Source organism: Kitasatospora sp. NBC_01266, assembly GCF_036242395.1.
In the GTDB taxonomy this organism is placed as follows: domain Bacteria; phylum Actinomycetota; class Actinomycetes; order Streptomycetales; family Streptomycetaceae; genus Kitasatospora.
On the sequence record NZ_CP108458.1, the window covers coordinates 4,240,213 to 4,266,679 of the forward strand.

The window sequence follows — 26,467 nt, forward strand, 5'->3', positions numbered from 1 at the left end:
GGGCCGCTCCCGAAGTGGCTATGGTGGCAGGTCTGGTACCGGTCCACTCGAGCTCACGGAGGCGCGGCATGTCGGCGACCCGCTACACCTATCTGGGGCCGGCCGGCACCTTTACCGAGGCGGCGCTGCACACCCTGCCGGAGGCGGCCACCCGGGAGCTGGTGCCGCTGACCTCGGTGCAGGCCGCGCTGGACGCGGTGCGCGGCGGCGAGGCGGCCGGCGCCTTCGTGGCGATCGAGAGCTCGGTGGAGGGCGCGGTCACCGCGACCGCCGACGAACTGGCCTTCGGCTCACCGCTGATGATCTACCGCGAGGTGCTGCTGCCGATCAGCTTCGCGCTGCTGGTGCGCCCCGGCACCGAGCTGACCGACATCAAGACCGTCACCAGCCACCCGGTGGCCCAGCCGCAGGTGCGTCGCTGGCTGGGCACCCATCTGCCGGATGCCGCTTGGGAGGCCGCCGCCTCCAACGCGGACGGCGCCCGGCTGGTCCAGGAGGGGCAGGTGGACGGCGCCTTCGCCGGCGAGTTCGCCGCCGCGCTCTACGGGCTGCACCCGCTGGTCACCGACATCCACGACGCCGAGACCGCGACCACCCGCTTCGTGCTGGTCGGCCGGCAAGGCCGGGCCGCCTCGCCGACCGGCTGGGACAAGACCTCGATGGTGGTCTGGCTCGGCGACAACCACCCGGGCGCGCTCCTCGAACTGCTGCAGGAATTCGCGGTGCGCGGGGTCAACCTGATGCGGATCGAATCCCGGCCGACCGGCCAGGGGCTGGGAAACTACTGCTTCTCGATCGACTGCGAGGGCCATCTGAGCGACCGCCGGGTCGCCGAGGCGCTGATGGGCCTGCGGCGGATCTGCCCGCAGGTCCGGTTCCTCGGCTCGTATCCGCGCGCCGACCAGCGGGCCGCCATCGCGCGCCGGCCGGGTTCCTCGGACGAGGATTTCGTCGAGGCCGCGGATTGGCTGGCGCGCTGCCTGGACGGCCGCGGCGAAAGCTGACGGCCGCCCGCCGCCGACCCCCGGAACCGCTGGTCCGCCGCGCGTCAGCCGCACGTCATCCGCTGGTCGCCTTTCGGTCATCTCCCCGAAAGGCGACCGGAGGCCTCATCCACAGGGCCTTCTCCGGCCCGCTCCGCCGTCCACAGGCTGGGCTACTCGGCAGTTATCCACCGGTTATCCACAGGGCTGGGGATGAGTCGACAAAACGGCTTAGCCACTCCCAGGTCCGTTCTGATCATCGTCAAGCATGCCAAAACGGACTGATCACACCAGAGTCACCCTTCTCCGGGGAAACGCACCCCTCCGAGTGGTGGAATTCGCTCCGTCGAGATGGCAAAGCCAGGTTTGAAACCTGAGAAAACCGATTCGATAGCGCTGAATCCGGCCCGAGTCCGTCATCCACAGGACACCACCCCGGCCTGTGGACAAATAGCCGGTGTGGATCTCCCAGGGGCCAGTTATCCACAGGGATCAATACGTTATCCCCAGCCGGGTCGGACCCCGGTAGGCTTGCCCCCGTGATTGACCTTCGCCTGCTTCGTGAAGACCCTGACCGAGTGCGTGCCTCGCAGCGCGCCCGTGGCGAGGACGTCGACCTGGTCGACGCCCTGCTCTCCGCCGATGAGCGCCGCCGGTCCTCGGGCAGTCGCTTCGACGAGCTGCGCAATGAGCAGAAGGGTCTGGGCAAGCAGGTCGCCAAGGCCCAGGGCGAGGAGAAGACCGCCCTGCTCCAGCGCACCAAGGAGCTGGCCGCCGAGGTCAAGGCCGCCGACGCCGAACAGGGCGAGGCCAGGGAGGAGGCCGAGCGGCTGCTGCGCTCGCTGGCCAACCTGATCGACCCCGCCGCCCCGGTCGGTGGCGAGGAGGACTTCGTCACGCTGGAGGAGATCGGCACCCCGCGCGACTTCGCGGCCGAGGGCTTCGAGCCCCGCGACCACGTGGAGCTCGGTCAGCTGCTCGGCGCGATCGACATGGAGCGCGGGGCCAAGGTGGCCGGCGCCCGTTCCTACTACCTGACCGGCTCCGGCGCCCTGCTGGAGCTGGCCCTGGTCAACATGGCGATGGCCCAGGCCACCGCGCTCGGGTTCATCCCGATGATCACCCCGGCCCTGGTCCGCCCGGCCGCCATGGACGGCACCGGCTTCCTCGGCCAGGCCGCCGAGAACGTGTACCACCTGGAGCAGGAGGACCGGTACCTGGTCGGTACCAGCGAGGTCCCGCTCGCGGCGTACCACATGGACGAGATCCTGGACGCCGAGAAGCTCCCGCTGCGCTACGCCGGCTTCTCCTCCTGCTTCCGCCGGGAGGCCGGGACCTACGGCAAGGACACCCGCGGCATCATCCGGGTGCACCAGTTCGAGAAGGTCGAGATGTTCGTCTACACCACCCCGGAGGAGGCACCGGCCGAGCACCGCCGCCTGCTCCAGTGGGAGAAGGACTTCCTCAACGCGCTGGAGCTGCCCTACCGGGTGATCGACGTCGCCTCCGGCGACCTCGGCTCCTCGGCCGCCCGCAAGTTCGACATCGAGGCCTGGATCCCGACCCAGGGCAAGTACCGCGAGGTCACCTCCACCTCGAACACCACCGAGTACCAGTCCCGCCGGCTGTCGATCCGGATGCGCGAGGAGGGCAAGGTCCGCCCGCTGGCCACCCTCAACGGCACCCTGGCCGCCATCCCGCGGCTGATCGTGGCGATCCTGGAGAACCACCAGCAGGCCGACGGCTCGGTGGTGGTCCCCGAGGCGCTGCGCCCGTTCCTGGGCGGCCGGACCACGCTGGACCCGGTCAAGTGACCGCCGGGTTGCCGTACCGGCTGATCGCCACCGATCTGGACGGCACCCTGCTCACCCCCGCGGAGACGGTCTCCGACCGGACCCGCGCCGCGCTGGCCGCCGCCACGGCGGCCGGTGCGGTCCACATCGTGGTGACCGGCCGGGCCGCGGGCTGGGCCCGTCCGGTCCTCGACGAGATCGGCTACACCGGGATCGCCGTCTGCGGTCAGGGTGCCCAGGTGTACGACGCCGGCGCGCACAAGCTGCTCACCTCGATGACCCTGGACCGCCGGGTCGGCCGGCTGGCGCTGGACAAGCTGGAAGCGGAGCTCGGCCCGCTGGCCGTGGCCGCCGTCCAGGACGGCCTGGCGAGCGCCGGGCTGGCGTTCGGCCCCTACCGGCTGGAGACCGCGAGCGACTTCTCGCTGCGCCAGGTGCTGGGCCGCGACGAGCTGTTCGCCGAGCCGATCAGCAAGCTCTTCCTGCAGCACCCGGAGCTGACGGACGACCAGCTGACCGCCGCCGCCCGGCGGATCGTCGGCGACCTGGTCGGCGTGACACTGGCCGGCCCGGGGATCATAGAGCTGCTGCCGCTGGGCCTGTCCAAGGCCACCGGACTGGCCGTCGCGGCCCGCCGGCTGGGGCTGCGGGCCGCCGACACCATCGCGTTCGGGGACATGCCCAACGACCTCCCGATGTTCCAGTGGGCCGCCCACGGGGTGGCGATGGCCAACGCGCACCAGGAACTGCTGGCGGTGGCCGACGAGGTGACCGCGAGCAACGCCGAGGACGGCGTCGCGGCAGTGCTCGAACGGCTCTACGGCTGACGGACGGCGACCCGGCTGACGGACGGTCGGCCGGGGTGCCGCTCCCGGCGGGTCAGCCGTTGTAGCTGAGCTTGGCGCACGGGTCGTCGTCGGCCGAACGGGCGTTGTCGGCGATGCTGGAGGGCAGCGGTCCAGGGGCCACCGGTGCCGCCGAACCGCCGGCCCCGGAAGCCCCACCGGCCGCCGCGAAGTCCTTGCCGAGGATCAGGTTCAGACCGCCCGCGCTGCTCTTCGCCAGCGTCGCCCCCGGGAAGAGCCGGGCCAGCTGCTGGGCCGCGGTCGCCTCGGCGGCGCCGTACTGGATCACCGTGGTGTCGTGGTCCTGCTCGGCCGCGTTGGCGGCGCCGGCCACGGTGAACCCGGCGTCCTTGAGCTTGGCGGCGGCCGAGCCGGTCAGCCCCCTGGTGGTGGTGCCGTTGTAGACCATGACCCTGGCGCCGGCGCCGTCCACCGCGGTGCTCGGGCTGCTGCTCGGACCCGGGGCGGGGCCGGCGGCGGGGCTGCCGGCGGCCGGGGCGTCGGCCTGCTGCCCACTGGCGTCCTGGCCGTCCAGCGTGCGGTCGGCCTTGAGCGCGGCCCAGAGCCGGTCCGAGTCCGGCTTCACCCAGGCCACCCGGGGACCCTCGAAACGCCAGGGGACGGTGACGAACTTGACGTCGTGCAGGTCGATGTTCTTCATCGACAGCCCGAAGCCGAGCAGCTTCTCGGCCGAGGCCAGGTCCGGGTCCACGGTGACCGACTTGGTGGCGGCATCGGCCAGCGGCAGCAGGGTGGTGGGGTCCATCCCCTGGCCCTTGACCTTCTTGATCAGCGCGGCGAGGAAGGCCTGCTGCCGCTGCATCCGGCCGATGTCGGAGCCGTCGCCGATGCCGTGCCGCACCCGGACGTAGTCCAGCGCCTGCTGGCCCGAGACGGTCTGCAGTCCCTTGGCGAAGAGCTGGCTGCCCTTGTGCCCGAGATTGGGGTCGAGGTCGCCCTGGTAGACGGCGTTCGGCAGGCAGACCTGGACACCGCCGACCGCGCTGGTCATCGCCGAGAAGCCGGCGAAGTCCACCACCAGGGTGTGGTCCACCCGCAGGCCCGTCAGGTGCTCCACGGTGTTCTGGGTGCAGGCCGGGTTGCCGGTGTCGGTGTTCCCCATCGAGAAGGCCGCGTTGAACATGGTGTTCGGCTGCGCTTTCGTCCACTTGCCGTTGACCAGGCAGGACGGGATCTCGACCAGCGAGTCGCGCGGGATCGAGATGCCGACCGCGTGCTTGTGGTCGGCGTACACGTGCAACAGGATCGTGGTGTCCGAGCGGGCGCCGTCGTCACCGCCGCCGCCGAGGTCGCTGTTGCCGCCGCCGCGCGAGTCCGAGCCGATCAGCAGGACGTTGACCGGCTTGTTGCCGTTGGCGTCAGCGGTGGCCGCCGGCGGGCGGTCGGGGGCGATGCCGGCCCGGTCGAAGCTCCTGATGTTGCCGGTCAGCTTCAGGTACACGGCGCCGGTGGCGCCGGCCGCGAGCAGCACGGCGGCTGCCGCGGTCCAGGCGATGATCTTCTTCCGGCTGGTCGGCCTGCGGCGGGCCCTGGTCCGGGCCCGACGGGCGGCGGCCCGGCCGCCGGTGGCCGCCGGCGCCTGCGCGGGGGCGTCGCCGTCGGACGAACCCGCCTGCTGACCTGCCATGCGCACTCCCCTCCGTCGGTCGGTCGACCGCCGCTTTTCAGCGGAGCATATAAATACATCATCGCGAAGTCTTGACCGGGTCTTGACTTGCTCTATTGCTTAACTGGGCAACCAAGTCGCGCCCAAGCGCTCCGGGGGCCAGTTGTAGGATGACCGGGCAAGAGGTTGTAGGATGACCGGGCAAGCGATGGGGCCAGGCGGATGATCGGAGGTGGCGGGTGACCAGCGGTGGCAGCAGCACGGGCAACGGCGGCGACACCCTGCACGCCGCCGGTCGGCGCTCCCTGGTGGACGTCGCGATCGAACAGCTCCGCGCGCAGTTGGCGGCGGGCAGCTGGGCGGTCGGCGAGCGGATCCCCACCGAGCACGAGCTGGCCGAACGGCTGCGGGTCGGCCGCAACACCGTGCGCGAGGCGGTCCGGGTGCTGGTGCACGCGGGCATGCTGGTCACCCGGCAGGGCGAGGGCACCTTCGTGCGCAGCACCAGCGACCCCGCCGCCGTGCTGCGGGGCGTGCAGCGCTCCGGCGTGCGCGACGTGCTGGAGGTGCGCGCCGCGCTGGAGGCCGAGGCGGCCCGGCTGGCCGCCGTCCGGCACACCCCCGAGGACCTGGACCGGATGCGGGCCGCGCTCGCCCGGGAGGCCGAGGTGATCGCCGCGCACTCCGAGCGGGTCGGCCGCGAGGCCACCGTCGAGCACGACCTGGAGTTCCACACCGCGGTCGTCGAGGCCGCCCACAATCCCGCGCTGACCGAGGTCTACCGCTACTTCGGCGCCTCGGTCCGCGAGGCGATGCGCACCGCGTTCGGCGACCACGAGATGCCCGAGGTGGTCGTGGCCACCCACGCGGCGCTGGTCGACGCGATCGCGAGCGGCGACCCCGAGCGGGCCGAGGCCGCGTGTCGCGCCCTGCTCGCCGAACCCACGGCGGCGGTCGAGCAGTTGCTCGCGGAGTTCGCCGCCCGGAAGTAGTCGGAAGCCGTCGGCCCGGACCACAGCGGGCCCCGCTTCCCCCTGCCACTCCCGTTTCCCTAGAAATGGCACCACCATGTCCGTCACCCGGGCTCAGCAGTCGCTGCCCATCTCGACCGTCCCCGTGCGCTCCAGGCTCGCCCATCCGGCGCTGCTGCTGACCGGGATCGTGCTGGTCGCGCTGAACATGCGGGCCTGCCTGGCCGCGATCTCGCCGATGGTCGGCGAGATCCAGCACACCTTCGGCCTCTCGACCACGGTCAGCGGTCTGATCACCACCGTGCCGGTGCTCTTCCAGGGCCTCGGTGCGCCGCTCACGCCACGGCTGACCCGCCGCTTCGGCACCGAGCGGGTGGTGCTCGGGGCGGTGCTGGTGCTGGGCGCCGGCGTGCTGCTGCGGGTGCTGCCCTCGGTGGCGGCGCTGTACGCGGGGTGCGTGGTGATCGGGGTGGCGATCGCGGTGCTGAACGTCTCGATGCCGGGACTGGTCAAGCGTGAGTTCCCGCAGCGGGCGGCGGCGATGACCGGGGTGTACTCGACCACGATGCTGGTCGGCGCCACCCTGGCGGCCGGCAGCTCGGTGCCGCTGGAGCACGCGCTCGGCGGCGGCTGGCGCGCCTCGCTCGGGGCCTGGTCACTGCTCGCGCTGGTGGCGGCGGTGGCCTGGCTGCCGCAGGTGCTGAAGGCCCGTCAGGACCGGGCCGCGGGAGTCGCGGCCGGGGCGGCGCCCGCGGTGGCGGCGGCCAAGCCGATCGCGGGGATCTGGCGGCTGCCGCTGGCCTGGCAGATCAGCCTCTTCATGGGCATCTCCTCGCTGATGGTCTACACCCTGGTCGCCTGGATGCCGACGATGCTGGCCGACCACGGCATGAGCCGCGACCAGTCCGGCCTGGTCTTCGCGTTCAGCAACCTGGTGCAGGTGGCGGGCGCCTTCCTGGTGCCGCTGCTGGCCGGCCGGCTGACCCGGCAGCGCGGGCTCGCGGTGGCGATGGCGGCCCTGAACGCGGCCGGCGTGACCATGCTGCTGCTCGCGCCGGTCTCCGGCGCCTGGGCCGCGGCGGCGGTGCTCGGCCTGGCCCAGGGCGGCTCGCTGGGCCTGGCGCTGGCCTTCATCGTGCTGCGCACCGACAGCGTGGCGGGCGCCGCGCAGCTGGGCGGCATGTCGCAGGCGGTCGGCTACCTGATCGCCGCCCTCGGCCCGGTCGGCGGCGGTGCGCTGCACCAGCTGACCGGGAGCTGGACGCCGGTGCTGCTCGTGCTGCTCGCGCTGGCCGGCGCGGCGGCCCTGGCCGGCTGGGGAGCCGGGCGGGACCGGACGCTGTAGCGCCGGGCGCGGTGTCCCCCGCCGCGGCGGGGGACACCGCGCTCAGTCGTTCGAGCTGAGCGTCAGGCCGGCCAGCCGGACCGTGGCGAAGGCGGTGGCCGCGACGGTGACGACCAGCAGCAGCGGGATGGCCGCGCCGAGCGCGACATCGGCCGTGATGGCGCCCGGCGAGGCGATGGTCTTGGCGACCGACAGGCCCCACTGCTGGATGCTCAGCGTCCTGGCGCCCTTCACGAAGTTGCCGACCAGGCTCTCCCAGATCAGCGCGTACGCCAGCCCCACCACCACCGCGTTGCGGGTGACCACGCCCAGCAGCAGGAAGAGCGCGCTGTAGGCGGCGCCCGCGACCAGGGTGCCCACCGTGTAGGCGAACGCCAGCCGGTCCGTCGTCCCGTCCAGGATCAGCCCCGCGACCAGGGTGGGAACGGCGGCGAAGAGCCAGCTGGTGAGGACGGCGACGGCGAGCTTGGTGGTGATGATCACCCGCCGCGGCAGCGGCTTGGCCAGCAGGTAGACGATCGAGCCGTCGTCGATCTCGGTCGAGATCACGCCGGTGCCCACCACCAGTCCCAGCAGCGGGACCAGGGTGCCGAGCCCCAGCGTGCCCAGGATGTTGACGGTCAGCGCGTGCTTGTCGGTGTCGGCGCTGGCGGCGGCCCTCGCCACCACGGCCAGCAGCACCAGCAGGACCGGGACAATCAGCAGCAGGATCGCCCGCCGCCTGCCGAGGAGACCGCGTACGGTCAGCCGTGCCACGGTCAGGTTCACGGTGTTCAGCCTTTCTGGACTACTGGTACGGGGTGGGACGATCAGGAGTTGACCAGGTAGGAGAAGACGCTCTCCAGCGACTCGTCCGCCGGGGAGACGGTGTAGAGCCGGATCCCGGCCTCCTGGGCCACCTTCGGCAACAGGGTGGTGAACCCCTGGAAGTTGATCGCCTGGATCCGCAGCGCCCGCTCCTGCCAGTCCAGTTCGATGCCGGCCGTGGAGCCGTCGGCGATCAGCGCGGCGGCCAGCCGCCGGTCGTCGCTGGAGCGGACCAGGTAGCGGTGCGGCCGGTCGGTCATCAGCCGGCGGATCCGGCGGAAGTCGCCCGAGGCGGCGTGCCGTCCGGCGACCACCACCTCGATGTGCCGGGCCAGTTGCTCGACCTCCTCGAGGATGTGCGAGGAGAAGAGCACCGTGCGGCCCTCGGCGCCGAACCGGCGCAGCAGCTCCATCAGTTGCAGCCGCTGACGCGGGTCCATGCCGTTGAACGGCTCGTCCAGCAGCAGCACCGCCGGGTCGTGGACCAGCGCCGAGGCCATCTTGACCCGCTGCTTCATGCCCTTGGAGTAGGTGCCGGTCTGCCGCTCCTGCGCGTGCTCCATCTCGACCAGGGCGAGCGCCCTGCGGGCCGCCGCGCCCGGGTCGGGCAGCCCGTGCAGTTCGGCGTTGGCCAGCACGAACTCCCAACCGGTCAGGTAGTCGTACATCGACTCCCGCTCCGGCACCAGGCCGATCGCCCGGTAGACCTCCTGGTTGCGCCAGATCGGCGCCCCGTCCAGCGTCACGCTGCCGGCCGAGGGCGCCAGGAAGCCGCTCATCAGGTGGATCAGGGTGGACTTGCCCGCCCCGTTTGGCCCGAGCAGGCCGGTCACGCCGGGGCCGATCGACATCGAGACGTCGTTGACGGCGACCACGTTGCCGAACCAGCGGGAGACCTTGTCGATGGTGATGACAGCCATGACGATCCCTCAGATCTTCCGGTAGCGGCGCAGCAGCACCAGGTAGGCGCCGACGGCGAGGGCGAGGATCTCCAGGCCGAAGACCACCGTGCCGAGCGCGCCGGGCGTGCCCGGCGAGTTGGCCGTCAGACCGCAGATCTGGTTGACGAACCGCTCCACCACCGAATCGGGCGCGATCAGGTAGGCCCAGGCCGCCTGGGTCGCCCCGTTCTCCCGCAGGCCGCCACCGCCGGAGAGGCCGACGATGATGGTGGCCACGATGCCGCTGACCACCAGCACGCCCATGATCGCGGCGACACCGAAGCCGCGCCGCGGCGTGGCCGCCGCGATCACCAGGGCGACCGCCGAGAGGACCAGCGAGTAGAGCAGCGCGGTGAGCAGCCCCATGCCGAAGTGCTCGGTGTTGTGGGCGAAGTCCATCCCGCCGAGCAGCGCGCCCAGGTAGAGCACCAGCAGCGGAAGCCCGGTGACGATCAGCATCGCGGCCACCAGCGCGGCGCCCTTGGCCCGCACGTAGTCCGCGCGGGTGATCGGGCGGGAGAAGTAGAGCGGGACGGTCGCGTACCGCAGATCGCGGGAGAGCAGCACCGGGGCCTGGGCGGCCACGAAGATCTCGGCGAAGAGCAGGCCGATGTTCTCCAGGTACTGCGGATAGTCCGTGGAGTACTGGGAGCTGCCCTCCCTGATCGTGATCGCCACTATCAGGGCGGCCGGCAGTGTGATGGCGGCCAGCATCAGCATCGGCAGCACCTTGGACCGGCCCGAGCGCCCCAACCCGAAGGCGCCGCGCAGGCCCTGGACGAAGAGCGAGCGGGTGGCGTAGCCGCGACCGAGCCGGGGGCCCTGGTAGCCGCGGTAGCCGATGTTGTGGATGACACCGTCGGGGGCGGCGTCGGTGGGTGCTGGGAAGTCGGACTGGGTGGTCATCGGCTGCCCCCTGCGGGCTCGGCCACCGACTCGGTGGTCGGCTCGGTGAATATCTCGGCGACCCGGTGCCGGCGCTGCTCCAGGCGGACCAGGCCGAGTCCGAGGTCGGCGACGGTGTCGCGGATCAGGTCGTAGGTGTCCTCGCCGGCCAGTTCGACCAGCAGGACGTGGCCGCCGTCGGGGCTGACGCTCAGGCCGGCCTCGGTCAGCCGCTGCTGGACCAGCCGGTCGGCGCTGCCGTCGGCGTTGTCCGTCACCTCGACCGCGAGCAGCTGGGTCACCTCGGTGAACGAGGCGGTGGAGGAGGAGCGCAGCAGCCGGCCGCCGTCGATCACCACCAGGTGGTCGCAGGTCCGCTCCAGCTCACCGAGCAGATGCGTGGTGACCAGCACCGAGATGCCGAACTCGCGGTGCACCTTGCGGATCAGCCCGAGCATCTCGTCCCGGCCCGCCGGATCGAGGCCGTTGGTCGGCTCGTCGAGCAGCACCAGCCGGGGGTCGTGGACCAGCGCCTGGGCGAGCTTCACCCGCTGCTTCATGCCGGTGGAGTAGCCGCCCATCGGGCGGTAGCGCTCCTCGTACAGGCCGACATGGCGCAGCACGTCGGCCGTCCGCTCGCGGGCGGCGGTGGCCGGCAGCCCGGACATCCGGGCCATGTGCACCACGAACTCGGTGGCGGACACGTCCGGTGGCAGGCAGTCGTGCTCCGGCATATAGCCGACCAGCTCGCGGATCGCCGAGCCCTCGGTGGCGATGTTCAGCCCGAGCACCTCGCCGCTGCCTGAGGTGGCCGGCGAGAGCCCGAGCAGGATCTTGATGAGCGTGGACTTGCCCGCCCCGTTGGCCCCCACCAGTCCCACCACGCCCGGCCGCACCTCTACGGTGAGCTGGTCGAGCGCGGTGATGGCGGGGAACCGCTTGGTGAGGGCGTCCGTTCTGATGACTGGAGGCTCGGTGGACACGTGTCGAACCTAACGCCTGGCGGCGCCGGTGGGACCTGACCGCAGGCGTGGATCCTCTCCTGCTGCGGGATGACCCGGATCGGGCCACCCCCTAGGGGACGGTGCGTCAGCCCGGTACGTCAGCCCAGCAGGTTCGCCTGCAGCAGGACCACCTGGCGGAAGGCCTGGCTCGGCACGCCGTGCGGGTTGCTCATCACGATGGTGGTCACCACGTCCCCCGAGCCGAGGTAGGCGGCCTCGGCCACCGGCTGCCCGGCGCCGGTCGGGCCGGCCTGCACGCCGCTCTTGGTGGTGTGGCTGGCGGTCGGGACCCGGAAGTCGAACTCGTCGACTCCCGGGGCGCCCTGTGGGACCGCCTTGGGACTGCCGTCGGTGATCAGGTTCTGGTAGAAGTCGCTGCCCTCGTCCGCCGAGCCGAACCTGACCAGCCAGATCTCGGTGCGGGTCCCGTCCTTGGTGGTCCAGACCCGGGTGGCGGCCCCGCGGCAGGCGTCGGTCGCGAGCAGGTTCGGCAGGTTGGCCGCGTCGTCGTGCAGCTTGGCGTAGTCGGTGCAGGGCGGCGCGGCGGCCGGCGAGCCGGCCGGGAGCCCGCCGGGGCCGGGGACCGCCTCGCGCGGCGCCGACAGCACCAGCGCGCGCAGGTCCGCGTAGTGCCGGTGGTTCGCCGCGCCGTCGCTCGGGGCGGGCTTGCCGTCGGGCAGCTGCGGCAGCGCCTGCGGCGCGAAGGTGTAGCGGCCGTCGCCCGGCGTCTCGAGGCCCGGGATGCTGGTGCGCTCGGGCGCGCTGACCGCGACGGCGGTGGCGGCGCCGGAGGCCACCAGCAGCAGCCCGGCAACGGCCCAGCGCAGCACGGTGCCCCGCTGGGGGCGACGCGGCGGGCTCGGCGCGGGCATCCCGGGCACGGCCCACGGGTCGCCGGGCCACGGCAGTTGGGCGGCCGGCTGCGCCGGCGAGGGCTGCTCGGGCTGCTCGGGCTGCTCGGGGATCTGCTCGGTCATACGGACGCTCCGGGAAGGGCCAGCCGCTGCAGCTGCTGACGGAAGATGGACACGGCCTCACTCAGCGGCAGCGGCGCGACCCCCGCGACGTGCATGGTCACCAGCAGGTCGCCGACGGCCGCCGCGCACTCCATCCCGTCGATCGGCGCGGCCGGGTCGAGCTTCGGCAGGAAGCAGTGCGCATCGGGGTGGTCGGGCACCTGCGGCCCGTCCCGGAAGATGCCGGAGTCCGCGCCCAGGGCGCCGAGGAAGGCGCTCTCGGCGTTGACCGACTGCTGGTCGAACTGGTCCAGCCACACCGTGGCGACCAGGTTCGCGTCGTTCTCCTGGTAGCTGCGCACCCCCGCGCCCCGGTGGCCCTCGGCCTGCAGCACGGTCCTCACGTGGTCGCGCTGGTCCTTGGGCAGGTCCTTGATCTGCTCGTCCAGGTAGGAGGCGAGCTGGTCCTTGGTCAGCGCGGTGTCGTCGCCGTACGCCCCGTCGTCCGGGCCCGGGCGGAAGCCGGCCGGCATCGGGAGCAGCAGGTCGCGCATCGAGCCGAAGTGCGTGCCGTTCGAACTGGCGCCGTACGCCGGGCCGGTGCTCGGCGCGGCGGTGGGGGCCTGCGCGGCCGCCGGGGCCGCCGCGGCGCGTGGCGACGCGGTGCGGTCGGGCGTGGCCGCGATGACGCCGGCGCCGATCCCCACGCCGAGCAGCGCGGCGGCGGCCACCGCGGCGGTCACCCGCAGCGCGGGGCTCCGGCGGCGGGCGGCGGGCTCGGGCGCGGCGGGCTCGGGCGCGGGCGCGGGCGCGGGCTCGGGCGCGGGCTCGGGCGCGGGCTCGGCGCCAGGGGTTTCGAGGTCGCTCATGCCAGCCGCTCCCACTGCTGCTTGGCCAGGTCACGGACCGTGTCCGCGGTCATCTGGGTGGTGCCGAACGCCTCCACCCGCACGACCAGGTCCCCGCGCCGGGTGATCGCCTGGGCGAAGTAGAACTGGTCGGTGGTCTCGAAGTAGGTCTCCGGCGTGCTGGTCGCCCGGTAGCCGCCGTCCATGCCGTTCGTGAACGGCGTCCCGCCGCTGCGGGCGGTCGACGCCTGCGCGAGCGCCGAGGCGGCGCTGTCGGAGAAGTACTGGATCAGCTGGACCCGGTACTTGACCCCGTTCTGCTGCCAACTGGCCAGCGCCGCACGGCGGAAGCCGTCGATCAGCAGCTCCCGGAAGTCCTGCGCCGAACTGCCGGCCTCCTGGGCCAGTTCGTCGGTGCTCTCCCAGTCGCCGCTGTCCGCGGCCCCGAAGTCGTCCCAGTCCTGCGCCCCGGCGGGCTCAGGCAGCAGCAGCGGGCGCAGGTCGCCGTCGATGGCGAGCGGCTTCGGGGCGATCGCCGCCGAGGCCTGGGCGCTGAGGTGGGTGACCGGGTAGCCGGGCGCCGTGGCCGGCTGGATCGGCGGCAGCGGCGTGGGCGGGCGCTGCGCCTGGATCGCGTAGCCGACACCACCGCCCAGCAGCGGCCCGAGCAGCAGCGCGCCGGCCATCAGCAGCGCGGTCCGCGAACGACGCGCCGGCCGCTCGGGACCGGATTCGGGTGCCGGCGCCAACTCGGCTGGCGGCGTGGTGACTTCGGGTGGCGTACTCACAGCTGACTCCTGCGCGGGCGGGACGACGGTCGAAGGCGGACCACTGCGGTCCGCGGCCTCAGCCACCGCTGCCCAACCGGTCGTGCTGACGCTTCATCGCATCCGCCAGCAGCGACGGATCCGGGTCGCCCTTCACGTACACGTGCACCTCGTACTCGACGTCACCGACCGAGCTGACGCCGACCATCTCGCCGGTGTACGCCTGCTGGTCCGGCTTGAAGAGGAAGCCCTTGGCCGAGCTGTCGCCGCCCACCGACATCGACGTGGAGTTGTCCCAACTGGCCGACTGGGCAAAGGCCTTCGCATTGTCGGCCGAGGAGAACCGCATCAGCTGGGTGGAGACCTCGCTCTGCCCGTCGCCGGTGCGGTACCGGCGGTAGGCCGCCTCCTGGTAGCTGTAGGAGTCCAGGATGCCCTGGGTGTCCGCCGGCTTCGCGTAGTTCTTGGCGATGTCGGCCACAGTGAGCGCGGTGCCGTCCGGGGAGCCGTAGGGCTCGGCGCCGTCCGGGACCTGGAGCAGGAAGAAGCGCAGGTCGCCGCCGTGGGTGTCGCCGTTGACGGTGCCGTGCAGGTTGCCGGTCGGCGCGGGGGCGAGTGAGAGGCTGGGCAGCGGCACCGGGGTCGGGCTGCCGGTCGGGGCCGGCTGTCCGGTCGGCTGGGCACCGGGCGCGGAGCCCGCACCGGCCGTGCCGAGTGCCGACGAGGCCGCTGACGAGGCCGCCGCCGCGCGGTGTCCGGGCCGGCCGACGGCGACCGTCACGGTGGCGCTGGCCGCGGTGACCGCGAGCAGCCCGAGGGTGGCCAGGGCGACGGTGGCGGCCCGCGGCAGTCGGCGGGACCGGACGGCGAGGTGCTGGGCCTCGGGCGGCTCCGTCGCGAGGACGGGCGCTTCCACTGACTCGGCGTCAGCGGCGGGATCGGGTGCGGACAACAGACTTCCCCCACGAAGTGAACGAGCGAGACGCGCGCGCACTGTCTGCCAAGCTCAGCCGCACCGTCAGTCACCCGGAAGTATGAAAGATCGCTGTGTGCGGCAGCAACGTGAAAATCCGCCCCACTCCCCCATTGCTTCACCTATCGGACACGTCGTGATCGAACCGCAACTGTCCGGCCGGTCGACGACGGTCCGTCAGCCTTGCAGGTAGGCGCTGTCCCTGACATCGGTGATGAACATCCGCCCGGGCGCGTGGGTGATCGCGAACGGCGGGCGCGAGCCGATCACCGCCTGCTGCGCCGTCACCCCGCAGGCCCAGAAGACCGGCAGCTCCCCCGGACCGATCGCCACCGGGTCGCCGTAGTCCGGCCGGGCCAGCTCGTGGATCCCCAACTCCTTTGGCGCGCCCACCTGCAGCGGAGCACCGTGCACGGCCGGCAGCCGACCGGTGACCGCGATCGCGGTCTCCACCAGCTCCGCCGGGATCGGCCGCATCGACACCACCAGCGCACCGCGCACCCGCCCGGCCGGCGCACAGTCGCGGTCGGTGACGTACATCGCCACGTTGCGGCCCTGCTCGACGTGGCGCAGTGGCACGCCCGCCGCCAGCAGCCGGCCCTCGAAGCTGAAACTGCACCCGATCAGGAAGGTGACCAGCTCCCCGCCGCGCACCTCGGGCAGCCCGGCGATCGACGGCAGCTCGGCCTCGTCGGCCGGTTCGCCGTCCACCCAGACCCGGTAGGCGGGCAGATCGGTGCGCAGGTCCGCGCCCGGCGCCAGGCGGCTGGTCCAGCTGCCCGGCGCGGTGACGTCCAGCACCGGGCAGGGCCGCGGGTTGCGGTCCGCGAAGAGCCGGAAGTCCGCGGCCCAGTCCCGGGGCACCGAGAGCAGGTTGGCCTGGGTGAAGCCGAGCGCCACCCCGGCGGTGGGCAGGTCCAGGCCCGCGCGGAACGCCCGCCGGGCCCGCTCGGGCGACCAGGCGGCGCGTGCTGCGGCGTCCTGCTCCGTCACCCCTCCCACTCTGCTCGGCTCAGCCCAGCTGCGCCAGGCCCTCGGTGGCGATCCGCTCGAAGACGGCGAGGTCGTTGTCGAAGACCGAGCCGGGCACCGGCCAGTGGATCACCAGCTCGGTCATGCCCAGCTCGCGGTACCTCCCGGCCCAGTCCACGAAGGCGTCCAGGGAAGCCAGCGGCCGCTCCGCCGTCGACCCCTGGAGCAGCACCTTCGCCAGCTCCGCCACGTCCCGCCCCTGCGCCTCGCAGGCGGCCCGCAGTTTCGCCAGCTGCCCGGCGATCACCGCCGGTGCCTGCTCGGCCGGCACGTCGGCCGGTCCCTTCGGGTCGCCGTAGGTCACCCAGCCCTGCCCGTACTCCGCCGCCAGCCGCAGCCCGCGCGGCCCGGTCGCCGCCACGTACAGCGGCAACCGGGGCCGCTGCACGCAGCCCGGGATGTTCCGCGCCTCGACGGCCGAGTAGTACCGCCCCTGCTCGGTGGTGGCGTCCCGGGTCAGCAGCTTGTCCAGCAGCGGCACGAACTCGCCGAACCGGTCCGCCCGCTCCTTCGGCGACCACGCCTCCTGCCCCATCGCGGTCGCGTCGAAGCCGACCCCGCCGGCCCCGATCCCCACCGTCAACCGCCCACCGGAGATGTCGTCGACCGTGACCAGCTCCTTGGCCAGCGTGACCGGATGCCGGAAGTTCGGCGAGGTCACCAGCGTGCCCAGCCGCAGCCGCTCGGTCGCGCAGGCCGCGGCGGTGAGGGTCGGGACCGCCCCGAACCACGGCTCGTCGCGGAACGACCGCCACGAGAGGTGGTCGTAGGTGTACGCGGCGTGGAAGCCGAGGTCCTCGGCCCGCCGCCAGATCTTCTGACCCTCGTTCCACCGGTGGATGGGGAGGATCACGGTGCTCAGACGCATGCCACCGACCCTACGGGAGTCGCGTCGACCTCCCACGGACTGTCGAGCCAACGCAAGCCTCTACGGCTCACACATGATGTACTACACTTCTGTTATGGATACACAGCGACCTGGCAAGACCCGAGTCACCAGTGTCTCCTTGCGCGCCGAGACTCTGGAGGCGGTTCGCGCGCGTGCCGGCAAACAGGGCGTCTCCTCCTTCATCGAGGAGGCCGTGCAGCGGCAGCTCCAGCGCGAAGCCATCGACGAGTACATCGCCGCCTCCGAAGCCGAGCACGGCCCGGTCGATCCAGCCGAGGTGGCGGCCAGGGCTGAGCGGATCCGCGCACACCACGCCGCCCACCGCGCAGAGGGCGCCCAGACGGATGCCGCGTGAGCGGCACCCTCGTTCTCGACAGCGAGGCGCTCTCCAAACTCTCCCGACGGCATCGCGGCATGACCGTTTGGCTGGACGTCGCTCGCACGCTGGACCTTCTCGTCGTGACGAGCGCGGCCACACTGGTGGAGGCGCGTGACCCGAAGGTGCCGCAAGCGGCGTTCGACCACGCCGTGTCCCTGGTCAAGGTACGGCCCATCACGGAAGAGGTCGCACGCGCTGCGAGCAAGCTGCTCGCCGCCGAGGGGCTGCACGGGCACAAGTACGCCATCGACGCGATGCTGGCCGCCACCGCCCACCTGGAACACGGTGATGTGACCGTCGTGACCAGCGACACCGACGACCTGCGCCGGCTGTGCCGACCGCGCATCGCGGTCGAGCCCGTCTGACCGCGTCTCGGCATCGGTGAACGCGGATCCTCCTCGGCCTCGTCCGTCGTCAGGGACGAGTGGGCCCGAGGCCTTCGTAGAACGGGCCGTAGACCTCCAGGACGCGGCCCTGGGCGGGCTCGTCCACGACCACCCGGACCCGTCCACACTGTCCACGAAGAAGCCTTGCGGTGGCGGCTTCGTCCGTAAGCGGCCCTGTTACGGCACGGTGACGCGGCATGGATCCTGGCGGGACATCGGACCAAGAGAATTTTCACAGAGCGTCCGCCAGGTCTCCAACGTGTGAGTGGAGAGGGGGGTGGGGCGCACCGTCCCGATCCGCTGCCGTGCCCGTGTTCCTTGGGGGATCACCCGATGTCCGTTCGCTTCGCCCGCCGCCGCTCCCGCCTGCTGGCCGCCGCCGCCACCGTCGCCGTGCTCGGCGCCGCCATGCCGCTGGTCAGCGGCGCCTCCTCGGCCTGGGCCTGCGGTGACGGCCCCGCCACGGTCGCCCCGGCCGTGCCGGCGCCGACCGCCTCCGCCGCGGTGCACCAGGGGCAGGTGCAGACCGCCTACCTGCCGGGCATGCCCGGCACCATCACCGCGGGCGGCAGCCCGATCGAGTTCGGTGTGGAGATCGGCAACTTCACCGGCGCGGCGTACGACAGCCTTCAGCCGACCCTCGGCTTCTACAACGAGGCGGCGGGCTCCCACCCGGGTGGCGGGACCAACCTGCGGCCCGAGGACTTCACCGTCCAGGTCATGACCGGTGGCCAGTGGAAGACCCTGCCGGTCCACCACGGGTGCGACCCGGTGATCTACCCCGACACCTCGGGCCTCGCCCAGCAGCTGGACAACGGGCACGCTACGCGGCTGATGTTCCGCGTCGCGCTCTCCGCCAAGGCGCCGGCCGACCAGCACGACATCACCGTGTACCTCGGCACCACGCCCAACGGCCGGATCTCCTCGCACGCCCTGCACATCGCCCGCCTGGCCGCGCCGAGCAGCCCGTCGGCGAGCGCCCCGGCCAAGGCCGCGGGCGGGACGCCCACCAAGCCGGCCGGCCAGGCCCCGGCGCCCGCCAAGCAGCGGACCGCCGCCACCCCGAGCGCCGCGCCGGCCCAGGTCGCCGCGGTGCGGGCCGCGGCGGCGACCTCGCCCACCGCGGTCCCGAGCACCGCGACCGCCTCCACGAAGCAGCTGGCCTTCACCGGCGGCGGCTCCGACTCCGGCCTGCTGCTCGGCGCCGGCGGAGCCCTGGTCGTCCTCGGCGCGGGCGCGGTGACCCTGAGCGCCCGCCGTCGCTCGGCGGCCCGCCACTGAGGCCGGAGCCGGGACGGGCGATGCCCGACGGAGCCGCCTGAGCCCTGGTCGCCGACCTGGCCCGGCCAAGGGCTGAACGGGCGTCATATCGTATGCCTACTGGTCGAAGCGCCTGAAACCACTGATGTTGGTGGAGGCTTCTCCGTAACTTTCCCCGCGCTCCGTCGTGAGTTCTCGACCGACTCATGAGACTGTCTCGGCACCCGCACCCGCCCCCGGAGCCCTCAGGAGACAGGTCTGCCATGAGCGCCATCAACCGTCGTCGCTTCATCCAACTGGCGGGCGGGACAGCCGCCCTGTCCGCGATGTCGACCAGCATCGCGCGTGCCGCGGCCATCCCGGCGAGCCGTCGCACGGGGAGCCTGCGGGACGTCGAGCACGTCGTCGTGCTGATGCAGGAGAACCGTTCCTTCGACCACTATTTCGGCACCCTGCGCGGGGTGCGCGGCTTCGGCGACCCGCGGCCGGTGACGCTGCCCAGCGGAAAGCCGGTCTGGTACCAGTCGGACGGCAGCAAGGACGTACTGCCGTTCCGCCCCAGCGCGGAGAACCTCGGGCTGCAGTTCCTGGAGGACCTGGCGCACGACTGGAACAGCGGCCACCAGGCCCGCAACAACGGCAAGTACGACCAGTGGGTGCCGGCCAAGACCGCCACCACGATGGCCTACCTGACCCGCGAGGACATCCCCTTCCACTACGCGCTGGCCGACGCGTTCACCATCTGCGACGCCTACCACTGCTCGCTGGTCGGCCCCACCGACCCGAACCGCTACTACATGTGGACCGGCTACACGGGCAACGACGGCCAGGGCGGCGGCCCGGTCATCAACAACGCCGAGGCGGGCTACTCCTGGACCACCTACCCCGAGCGGCTGGAGCGGGCCGGGGTCTCCTGGAAGATCTACCAGGACATCGGCGACGGCCTGGACGCGAACGGCGGCTGGGGCTGGATAGAGGACGCCTACCGGGGCAACTACGGCGACAACTCGCTGCTGTACTTCGACCAGTACCGCAACGCCAACCCCGGCGACCCGCTCTACGACAAGGCCCGCACCGGCACCGACGCCAAGGCGGGCGAGGGCTTCTTCGACCAGCTCAAGGCCGACGTGGTCGGCGGCACGCTGCCGCAGGTCTCCTGGATCGTGGCACCGGAGGCCTTCACCGAGCACCCGAACTGGCCGGTCAACTACGGTGCCTGGTACATCTCCCAGGTGCTGGACGCGCTCACCGCCGACCCGGAGGTGTGGAGCAGGACCGCGCTGCTGGTCACCTACGACGAGAACGACGGGTTCTTCGACCACGTCGTGCCGCCGTTCCCGCCGAGCTCGGCGGCTGACGGGCAGTCCACCGTGGCCACCACCGGGGAGCTCTACGCCGGCAACTCCGGCACCGCCGGGCCCTACGGGCTGGGTCAGCGGGTGCCGATGTTCGTGGTCTCGCCGTGGAGCAAGGGCGGCGCGGTCTGCTCGCAGACCTTCGACCACACCTCGATCATCCAGTTCATCGAGCAGCGCTTCGGGGTGCACGAGCCGAACATCTCGCCCTGGCGCCGGACCGTCTCCGGCGACCTGACGGCGGCCTTCGACTTCCGCCGCCCCGACGCGGACGTGCCCGGCCTGCCCGACACCAGCGGCTACCTGCCGCCGGACCAGGACCGCCACCCCAGCTACGTGCCGGTGCCGCCGGCCAACCCGGCGCTGCCCAAGCAGGAGCCCGGCCTGCGCACCGCCCGCCCGCTGCCCTACGACCTGGCGGCCGACGGCCGGGCGGGCGCCGACGGACAGCTGCGGGTCGACTTCGCCAGCCACGGCGACGCGGGCGCCCACTTCCTGGTGACCTCGGCGACCCAGCCGGACGGCCCGTGGACCTACACCGTCGAGGCCCGGCGGCAGCTGACCGGCGGCTGGACCCTGGCGGCCGGCGCCTACGACTTCACGGTGCACGGTCCCAACGGGTTCCTGCGCCAGTTCCAGGGCGAGGCCGGCACCGCGGGCCTCGAGGTGACGGCGCGCCACGACGGCGGCAGCGGGCAGGTCCAGCTGGTGCTGACCAACACCGGTGCGACGTCCGTCGAGCTCACCGTCACGGACGCCTACGGCAACGACGGCCCCGCCACCCACCGCCTGCGCCCGGGCGCCCAGCTCAGCCACACGGCGGACCCGGGGCACAGCCACGGCTGGTACGACCTGTCGATCACCACCGACCAGGACGCCGGCTTCCTGCGCCGGCTGGCCGGCCACGTCGAGACCGGCGCGGCCAGCACCAGCGACCCGGCGATCGCGACCGCCTGACGGCCGGCCGCACCACCGACGTGACAGTGCGGTGCTTCCCGAGCCGACTCGGGAAGCACCGCACTGTCACGTCGGTCGGGCTCAGCGCAGCGCCAGGAAGACCGGAGTGGCCACCGCCGCGCCGAGCGCCGTCCCGACCAGCACCTGGGCCAAGGTGTGGTCGCGCAGCGCCACCCGGGACCAGCCGACCAGCGCGACCAGGGGGTAGAGCGCGAGCAGCCAGGGGCCGTACGAGCAGGCGAGCATCGTGATCGCGCCGGACGAGACGGCGGTGTGCACGCTGACCTTCCAGACCGTGGTGATCGCGAGGATCACCACCAGACTGGCCAGCATCGCGGCGACCAGGGCGATCAGCGCCGCCGGGGCGCCGCCGACGAGCAGCAGCGTCATCCCGATCGTCACCGAGGCCATGATCAGCGGTATCACCACCAGCCGGTCCTGCCGCCGCCGCACATGCCGGTCGCCCCAGTGCCCGCGCCGCTCGCCGAGCTTGATCAGCAGGATCGGGATCACCCCGGAGAAGAGCGCGGCGGTCAGTCCCCAGCCCACCCCGCTCCACCGGCCCGCGTGCCAGCCGATCAGCAGGGTGACCGCGATGATCCAGTTCTTCGGCTCCAGGCCGTCGGTGACCAGCCGCGCGCCGCGCGGTTCGGCTGCGGCTGCGGCTGCGGCGGCCGGCGGTTCCTCGACGGCGGGCGGGGCGGCGGGCGGGGTGGGCAGCGAGGTCACGGGACATCCTGGAACTGGGCGACGGCGAGGGCGACGGACGGGACGGGCGGGACGGGCGGGACGGGCAGCGAGGTCACGGGACGTCCTGGAGCCGAGGGTCGGCGAGGGCGACGGCCGCGACCGACCGGTAGGCGGCCGCGAGACCGAGCAGGCGGCGGGTCTCGGCCTCGAAGTCGAGCTCGGCGAAACTCTCGGTGGGCCGCTGCGCACTCTGGTGGCCGGGCGTCCGGCCGGCCAGCCGCTGGGCACCGCAGGCGCGCAGCAGCAGTGCCTCGGCCAGCTCCGGCTGCTCGGCGCCGGCCTGCCGGGCGACGCGCTCGCACAACTCCTGGTCGGCGTACCCGGCCAGCACCAGGGAGGCGTCGCGGATCTCGATCACCCTGCGGTGCAGCAGCACCCGGGGGCTGCGGCCCAGCGGCGCGGTCAGCACCACCTCGGGCACCGCCGTGGTGAGTTCCACCCAGAGCGGCCGCAGCCGGCGCGCGGTGCGCCAGGCCCGCAGCGCGGCCCGGCCGCCGCCGATCGCCGGGATCGAACTGCCCACCAGGATCAGCCCGATGGCCGTCCACTCGATGCCGTACAGCACCGAGGCCCCCAGGAACATCGGCCGCTGGTCGAGTTGGAGCAGCACCTGACAGACCCGCAGCAGCGCGTAGCAGAGACCGGCCGCGCTGCCCGCGCCCAGCACCCGCAGCCCGGTGCGCAGCCAGCCGGCCGCGGCCCGGCGGGCGTAGGTGCCGAACAGCCAGCTCGCCAGCCCCATCGCGGATCCCAGGTAGCCGGCGAAGATCAGCTCGTACACCGCCGCGGGGACCGAGCCCGGGTAGCTCTGGAAGAAGTCCCCGACCTCGGCGGTGCGGTGCATCAGGCAGAAGCTGACCACCAGCCCGGCCTGCGCGGCGAGCAGGACGGCCAGCTGCGGACGGCGCAGCCGGGTCGCCGGCTCGGGGCGGGCGGTGGCGGTCACGAAGGCGAGCACCCCGTCACAGGCGACCAGGCCGGTCAGGTGCTTGATCACCATGGCCAGGTTGTGGACACCGCTGCTCGCGTCCACCCAGGCGGTGATCGCGGGCAGGCCCAGGGTGATCGCGATCGCGAGGCCGGCGAAGGCGGTCCAGAGGGTGCGCTGGCGCGGGTTGCGGACGGCGGCGGGCAGCCGCCAGGCGGTCACCAGCCAGAGCATGGCCAGCACCAGGAGGTGGCTGGGCGACAGCCGGTCGGTGGTCTGCGTGGCCGGCACCGACCCGGCGGCGAGCTGGAACACGGTCGTCATGTGCGCCGCGCCGGGTGGCCGAGGGCGTCGTTGAGCCGGCTCAGCACCGGGTCGCAGCTCGGTTCGCCGGCCGGTTCGCCGGCCCGGGTGGCGCGCTCCAGGATCAGCGTGGCGAGCGACTCCGCGTCGGCCTCCTGGCAGCTGCTGTAGCCGCTGCGGGCGAGCAGTGCGAGCACCCGGTCGGTGACCAGTCCGAGCTCCGCGTCCCGTGCCGCGCGGTCCACGGCGGCGGCCCGCTCGGCCCGCGCCGCCGCTTCGGCCTCGGCCCGCTCGGCGAGGCGGAGCTGGTCGACGAGTTCGGCGAACTCGGCGACCGAGGTCCCCTCGGGCGAGACGTGGCCGAGCAGCATGTGCGACACCTCGTGCAGCACGATCTGGGCCTTCAGGATCGGTGCCGCCCCCGCCTCGTAGAAGATCAGGTCGGCACTGTCCAGCCCGACCCAGAGTCCGCACGGCAGGTCCGCCCCGGCCGCGTTCGCCAGCGCCACCAGCCGCAGCGGGCGCCCGCGCTCGCGGGCGATCCCCGCGCAGAACTCCTCCAGCTGGAAGGGGCGCGGTACCACCAGCCGGTCCGCCAGCGCGGTCAACCGGGACCGCGGCTGCCTGCGCCACCTCATGGCCGCCTGCCCTCTTCGCCGTTGCTGTGCCACCGACCCGGTTGCCGGGGCGACTCGGGACGGTGCGCCGACCGTGCTGGACGATCGAGCCAGTAGCTTAAACGTTCGGTCGAGCGGCGGTCACGTGCGGTGGCGTGCAGGTGCGGTGTCCTCCGCACGCGGTCCTCTTCACCACACCGGCCGGGCGCTGGGACTCAGCGGGTCTTCCCGCGCCTGGCGCGGCCCACCTCGGGCAGCCCCTCAACCACCCGGACCTGGTCGACGATCGCCCGCAGACCCTTGAGCGCGCGCGGCGACAGGCCGGCCAGCCGGAACGCCACCGCGCGGATGTTGCTGTCGGCGAGCACGTCGGCCAGTTCGTCCGCCGCGGCGGGCGCGGCCGACGCCCCCTCGGGCGCACCCTCGGGCGCGGCCCCCGCCTTCAGCTCCCGGACCCGGGCGTCCACCCGATCCGCGACCGTGTCGTCCAGGAAGTAGGCGGCCGGCACCCCGAAGAAGGCCGCGATGGCCTCCAGGGTGCGCACGGTCGGGTTGGTCTTGGTACCGGTGCGGATCTGCTGCAGGGTGCCGTGCGAGACGGTCGGCCCGTCCGGCCCGGCCTGCTCGCGGATCGCCTGGGCGACCTCGTGGTAGCTGAACGGGCCGCGCCCCGCCGGGTGGATCTCCCGGAAGAGGTGGTCCAGTCTCTGCGCGATGGTGCGTCGGCGGTCCTGGGCCTGCCCGGGCATCGACATCGCCACCGCCACCACTCCCCTGCTCCCCCGATCCGCGGACCCTACGCGACTGCTTCCTGGCGCACGCGGATGCTGTTCCGTGCTGTAGGCCCCAGTATCCACTGAAATGGACGCCTGATACGAGCGGAACGGAAAGTTCCTCCTCTTTTGATCAGCCACCGAAGCGTTCGCTAAGACGGTTGACAGCCCCCGGAGGGTTCAGCGTATGTTCGACCGCGAGCCGTCCAACAAAATAGACGGCCCACTGACGGCGCGCGGTCACACGGGGGTTGACCGCGTGCCGTCAATTCTTTTGGAAGGCCGCCCGCAGGCCACCCGGTGCCCCGCGGCGCCCATCGGCCGGATGAGCTTCACGGAGTCGGCCACGCCCGTCCGGGCACCTGCGAGGATGGACGGGTGACCCAGCCCGCCACCCGCCCCCGCCTGATCGCCACCGACCTCGACGGCACCCTGCTCTGCCAGGGCGGCACCGTCTCGGAACGGACCGCCGCCGCGCTGCTCGCCGCCGAGGAGGCGGGCCTGCGGGTCGTCTTCGTCACCGGGCGGCCACCGCGCTGGATGCGGCTGCTGAGCGAGCACATCGGCGGCCACGGTGTGGCGATCTGCTCCAACGGCGGCGCGGTCTACGACGTGCGCCGCGAGCTGCTGCTGGAGAGCTTCCCGCTGAGCGGCCCGGACGCCCTCGCGGTGGTGGACCGGCTGCGCGAGCGGCTGCCCGGGATCGCCTTCGCCTTCGAGTACCCGGCCGGCTACGCCCGCGAGCCGCAGTACGAGGCCCGGATGTGGGGCGACGACGAGGCGCACGAGGTCGCCCCCGCCGAACAGCTGCTGGCCGCCGGCCCCGAGGGGCACCCGGGCCCGGCGCTCGGCAGCTACAAGATCCTCGCCAAGCACCCCGGCCTCGACCCCGACGCCTTCCTCGCCGAGGCCCGGGCCGCCGTCGGCCCGCTCGCCGAGATCACCCGCTCCAGCCCGATCGCCCTGCTGGAGATCAGCGCGCGCGGCGTCACCAAGGCGAGCACGCTGGCCCGCTGGTGCGCCGAACTGGGCATCGACCGCAGCGAGGTGGTCGCCTTCGGGGACATGCCGAACGACCTGGAGATGCTGGCCTGGGCCGGCACCTCCTACGCGGTGGCCAACGCCCACCCCGAGGTGCTCGCCGCCGTCGCCCAGCACACGCTGAGCAACCAGGACGACGGCGTTGCCCGGGTGATCGAGGAACTGATCACCCGGGCCACCGTGTAGCTCGCCCCGTTCGACGATTCGTCAGTTCTGTTACCCGAAGCGCCCGTTGACGTAGTCGGCGGTGCGCTGGTCGCTCGGGCTGCCGAAGATCCGCTCGGTCGGACCGGCCTCCACGATCCGCCCCGGGGTGTCGTGGCTGGCCAGGAAGAACGCGCAGGACTGCGAAACCCGCTGCGCCTGCTGCATGTTGTGGGTGACGATGACGATGGTCAGCCGCCCGCGCAGCTCGGCGATGGTCTCCTCGACCCGCCGGGTGGAGGTCGGGTCCAGCGCCGAACACGGCTCGTCCATCAGCAGGATCTCCGGCTCCACCGCCAACGAGCGGGCGATGCAGAGCCGTTGCTGCTGGCCGCCGGAGAGCGCGCCGCCCGGGGTGCCGAGCCGGCTGCTGACCTCGTTCCACAGGCCGGCCCGGCGCAGGCTCTCCTCGATCAGGTGCGCGCGGTACTCCTTGCTGACCTTGATCCCGGCCAGCTTGAGCCCGCTGGCCACGTTGTCGGCGATCGACATCCCCGGGAACGGGTTGGGCCGCTGGAACACCATGCCGATCCGGCGCCGCACCTCGGCCGGGCGGCGGCCGTGCGCGTAGACGTCCTCGCCGTCCAGCAGCACCTCGCCGGCCAACTGGGCGCCGCGGACCATCTCGTGCATCCGGTTGAGGATCCGCAGGTAGGTGGACTTGCCGCAGCCGGAGGGCCCGATCAGCGCGGTGACCTGTCCGGCCGCCATGCTCAGCGAGACCCGCTCCAGCACCTTGTGGGAGCCGAACCAGGCCGAGATGTCCCGGGTCTCCAGGCCGAAGAGCCGGTCCGACCGGGCGGCGACGGGCGGCCCAGGGACGGTGGTGGTCATCGGGGTCCTTTCAC

At 72.7% G+C, this 26,467-nt stretch carries 26 protein-coding genes; 10 read left to right on the forward strand and 16 right to left on the reverse strand.

Annotated elements, in window-relative coordinates:
• The first annotated feature begins 68 nt into the window (after window positions 1-68).
• The 3 genes from pheA (at window position 69) to OG403_RS18405 (ending at window position 3,603) form a co-directional block, all read left to right on the forward strand.
• Window positions 69-1,004: a prephenate dehydratase gene (gene pheA, locus OG403_RS18395; protein WP_329565743.1), complete on the forward strand. Its 936-nt coding sequence runs from the start codon at window positions 69-71 to the stop codon at window positions 1,002-1,004.
• Window positions 1,005-1,522: 518 nt separating this feature from the next.
• On the forward strand, window positions 1,523-2,797 hold the full coding sequence (serS, locus tag OG403_RS18400) for a serine--tRNA ligase (RefSeq protein WP_329565745.1): 1,275 nt from the start codon (window positions 1,523-1,525) through the stop codon (window positions 2,795-2,797).
• Window positions 2,794-3,603 (forward strand): HAD family hydrolase, encoded by an 810-nt coding sequence (locus tag OG403_RS18405; RefSeq protein WP_329565747.1) that lies wholly within the window; start codon window positions 2,794-2,796, stop codon window positions 3,601-3,603. The genes serS and OG403_RS18405 overlap by 4 nt, the downstream gene beginning before the upstream one ends.
• Before the next feature lie 52 nt (window positions 3,604-3,655).
• Here OG403_RS18405 and OG403_RS18410 read toward each other — a convergent pair whose 3' ends face one another.
• On the reverse strand, window positions 3,656-5,269 hold the full coding sequence (locus OG403_RS18410; protein ID WP_329565749.1) for an LCP family protein: 1,614 nt from the start codon (window positions 5,267-5,269) through the stop codon (window positions 3,656-3,658).
• Window positions 5,270-5,487: 218 nt separating this feature from the next.
• Between OG403_RS18410 and OG403_RS18415 the strand changes: the two genes are divergently transcribed.
• Entirely contained in the window at window positions 5,488-6,240 is a 753-nt protein-coding gene (locus tag OG403_RS18415; RefSeq protein ID WP_329565751.1) for a FadR/GntR family transcriptional regulator, read from the forward strand.
• Window positions 6,241-6,316: 76 nt separating this feature from the next.
• Window positions 6,317-7,564 (forward strand): CynX/NimT family MFS transporter, encoded by a 1,248-nt coding sequence (locus OG403_RS18420; protein WP_329565753.1) that lies wholly within the window; start codon window positions 6,317-6,319, stop codon window positions 7,562-7,564.
• A gap of 42 nt (window positions 7,565-7,606) precedes the next feature.
• Here OG403_RS18420 and OG403_RS18425 read toward each other — a convergent pair whose 3' ends face one another.
• From OG403_RS18425 to OG403_RS18470, 10 genes are all read right to left on the reverse strand, one after another.
• On the reverse strand, window positions 7,607-8,332 hold the full coding sequence (locus OG403_RS18425; RefSeq protein ID WP_329565755.1) for an ABC transporter permease: 726 nt from the start codon (window positions 8,330-8,332) through the stop codon (window positions 7,607-7,609).
• A gap of 41 nt (window positions 8,333-8,373) precedes the next feature.
• Window positions 8,374-9,291, reverse strand: a complete 918-nt coding sequence (locus OG403_RS18430) for an ABC transporter ATP-binding protein (protein ID WP_329565757.1) — start codon at window positions 9,289-9,291, stop codon at window positions 8,374-8,376.
• A gap of 9 nt (window positions 9,292-9,300) precedes the next feature.
• Window positions 9,301-10,218 carry an ABC transporter permease gene (locus OG403_RS18435; RefSeq protein ID WP_329565759.1) on the reverse strand — a complete coding sequence of 306 codons (918 nt, stop codon included), beginning with the start codon at window positions 10,216-10,218 and terminating at the stop codon, window positions 9,301-9,303.
• On the reverse strand, window positions 10,215-11,180 hold the full coding sequence (locus tag OG403_RS18440; RefSeq protein WP_329565761.1) for an ABC transporter ATP-binding protein: 966 nt from the start codon (window positions 11,178-11,180) through the stop codon (window positions 10,215-10,217). The genes OG403_RS18435 and OG403_RS18440 overlap by 4 nt, the downstream gene beginning before the upstream one ends.
• A gap of 119 nt (window positions 11,181-11,299) precedes the next feature.
• Entirely contained in the window at window positions 11,300-12,178 is an 879-nt protein-coding gene (locus tag OG403_RS18445; protein WP_329565763.1) for a hypothetical protein, read from the reverse strand.
• Window positions 12,175-13,026, reverse strand: a complete 852-nt coding sequence (locus OG403_RS18450; protein ID WP_329565765.1) for a hypothetical protein — start codon at window positions 13,024-13,026, stop codon at window positions 12,175-12,177. Before OG403_RS18450 ends, OG403_RS18445 begins: the two co-directional genes overlap by 4 nt.
• A complete protein-coding gene (locus OG403_RS18455; RefSeq protein WP_329565767.1) occupies window positions 13,023-13,793 on the reverse strand; it encodes a hypothetical protein in 771 nt (256 codons plus the stop codon). The genes OG403_RS18450 and OG403_RS18455 overlap by 4 nt, the downstream gene beginning before the upstream one ends.
• 58 nt (window positions 13,794-13,851) lie before the next feature.
• On the reverse strand, window positions 13,852-14,688 hold the full coding sequence (locus OG403_RS18460; protein ID WP_329565769.1) for a hypothetical protein: 837 nt from the start codon (window positions 14,686-14,688) through the stop codon (window positions 13,852-13,854).
• A 234-nt stretch (window positions 14,689-14,922) separates the two neighbouring features.
• Window positions 14,923-15,747: a putative hydro-lyase gene (locus tag OG403_RS18465; protein WP_442910935.1), complete on the reverse strand. Its 825-nt coding sequence runs from the start codon at window positions 15,745-15,747 to the stop codon at window positions 14,923-14,925.
• A 10-nt stretch (window positions 15,748-15,757) separates the two neighbouring features.
• Window positions 15,758-16,645 carry an LLM class flavin-dependent oxidoreductase gene (locus OG403_RS18470; RefSeq protein WP_329565774.1) on the reverse strand — a complete coding sequence of 296 codons (888 nt, stop codon included), beginning with the start codon at window positions 16,643-16,645 and terminating at the stop codon, window positions 15,758-15,760.
• A gap of 139 nt (window positions 16,646-16,784) precedes the next feature.
• On the opposite strand from OG403_RS18470, the gene OG403_RS18475 reads away from it, so the two are divergent.
• The 4 genes from OG403_RS18475 to OG403_RS18490 all read left to right on the forward strand — a co-directional run bounded on the left by OG403_RS18475 (window position 16,785) and on the right by OG403_RS18490 (window position 21,003).
• The gene (locus OG403_RS18475; protein WP_329565775.1) at window positions 16,785-17,021 is read left to right on the forward strand and encodes a hypothetical protein; all 237 of its coding nucleotides are present in this window, start codon (window positions 16,785-16,787) and stop codon (window positions 17,019-17,021) included.
• A complete protein-coding gene (locus OG403_RS18480; protein WP_329565777.1) occupies window positions 17,018-17,410 on the forward strand; it encodes a type II toxin-antitoxin system VapC family toxin in 393 nt (130 codons plus the stop codon). Before OG403_RS18475 ends, OG403_RS18480 begins: the two co-directional genes overlap by 4 nt.
• 354 nt (window positions 17,411-17,764) lie before the next feature.
• A complete protein-coding gene (locus OG403_RS18485) occupies window positions 17,765-18,712 on the forward strand; it encodes a hypothetical protein (RefSeq protein WP_329565779.1) in 948 nt (315 codons plus the stop codon).
• 242 nt (window positions 18,713-18,954) lie between these two features.
• Window positions 18,955-21,003 (forward strand): phosphocholine-specific phospholipase C, encoded by a 2,049-nt coding sequence (locus tag OG403_RS18490; RefSeq protein WP_329565781.1) that lies wholly within the window; start codon window positions 18,955-18,957, stop codon window positions 21,001-21,003.
• Window positions 21,004-21,084: 81 nt separating this feature from the next.
• On the opposite strand, the gene OG403_RS18495 is transcribed toward OG403_RS18490, so the two are convergent.
• The 4 genes from OG403_RS18495 to OG403_RS18510 form a co-directional block, all read right to left on the reverse strand.
• Window positions 21,085-21,732: a hypothetical protein gene (locus OG403_RS18495; RefSeq protein WP_329565783.1), complete on the reverse strand. Its 648-nt coding sequence runs from the start codon at window positions 21,730-21,732 to the stop codon at window positions 21,085-21,087.
• 73 nt (window positions 21,733-21,805) lie between these two features.
• Window positions 21,806-23,005: an MAB_1171c family putative transporter gene (locus OG403_RS18500; protein WP_329565785.1), complete on the reverse strand. Its 1,200-nt coding sequence runs from the start codon at window positions 23,003-23,005 to the stop codon at window positions 21,806-21,808.
• On the reverse strand, window positions 23,002-23,622 hold the full coding sequence (locus OG403_RS18505; RefSeq protein ID WP_329565787.1) for a hypothetical protein: 621 nt from the start codon (window positions 23,620-23,622) through the stop codon (window positions 23,002-23,004). Before OG403_RS18505 ends, OG403_RS18500 begins: the two co-directional genes overlap by 4 nt.
• Before the next feature lie 194 nt (window positions 23,623-23,816).
• Window positions 23,817-24,356: a helix-turn-helix domain-containing protein gene (locus OG403_RS18510; protein WP_329572355.1), complete on the reverse strand. Its 540-nt coding sequence runs from the start codon at window positions 24,354-24,356 to the stop codon at window positions 23,817-23,819.
• 396 nt (window positions 24,357-24,752) lie between these two features.
• On the opposite strand from OG403_RS18510, the gene OG403_RS18515 reads away from it, so the two are divergent.
• Complete coding sequence (locus tag OG403_RS18515) at window positions 24,753-25,601, forward strand: HAD family hydrolase (RefSeq protein WP_329565789.1); 849 nt, start codon at window positions 24,753-24,755, stop codon at window positions 25,599-25,601.
• A gap of 30 nt (window positions 25,602-25,631) precedes the next feature.
• Here the strand turns inward: OG403_RS18515 and OG403_RS18520 are convergent, their stop codons facing one another.
• On the reverse strand, window positions 25,632-26,453 hold the full coding sequence (locus tag OG403_RS18520; protein WP_329565790.1) for a phosphate ABC transporter ATP-binding protein: 822 nt from the start codon (window positions 26,451-26,453) through the stop codon (window positions 25,632-25,634).
• Window positions 26,454-26,467 lie beyond the last annotated feature (14 nt).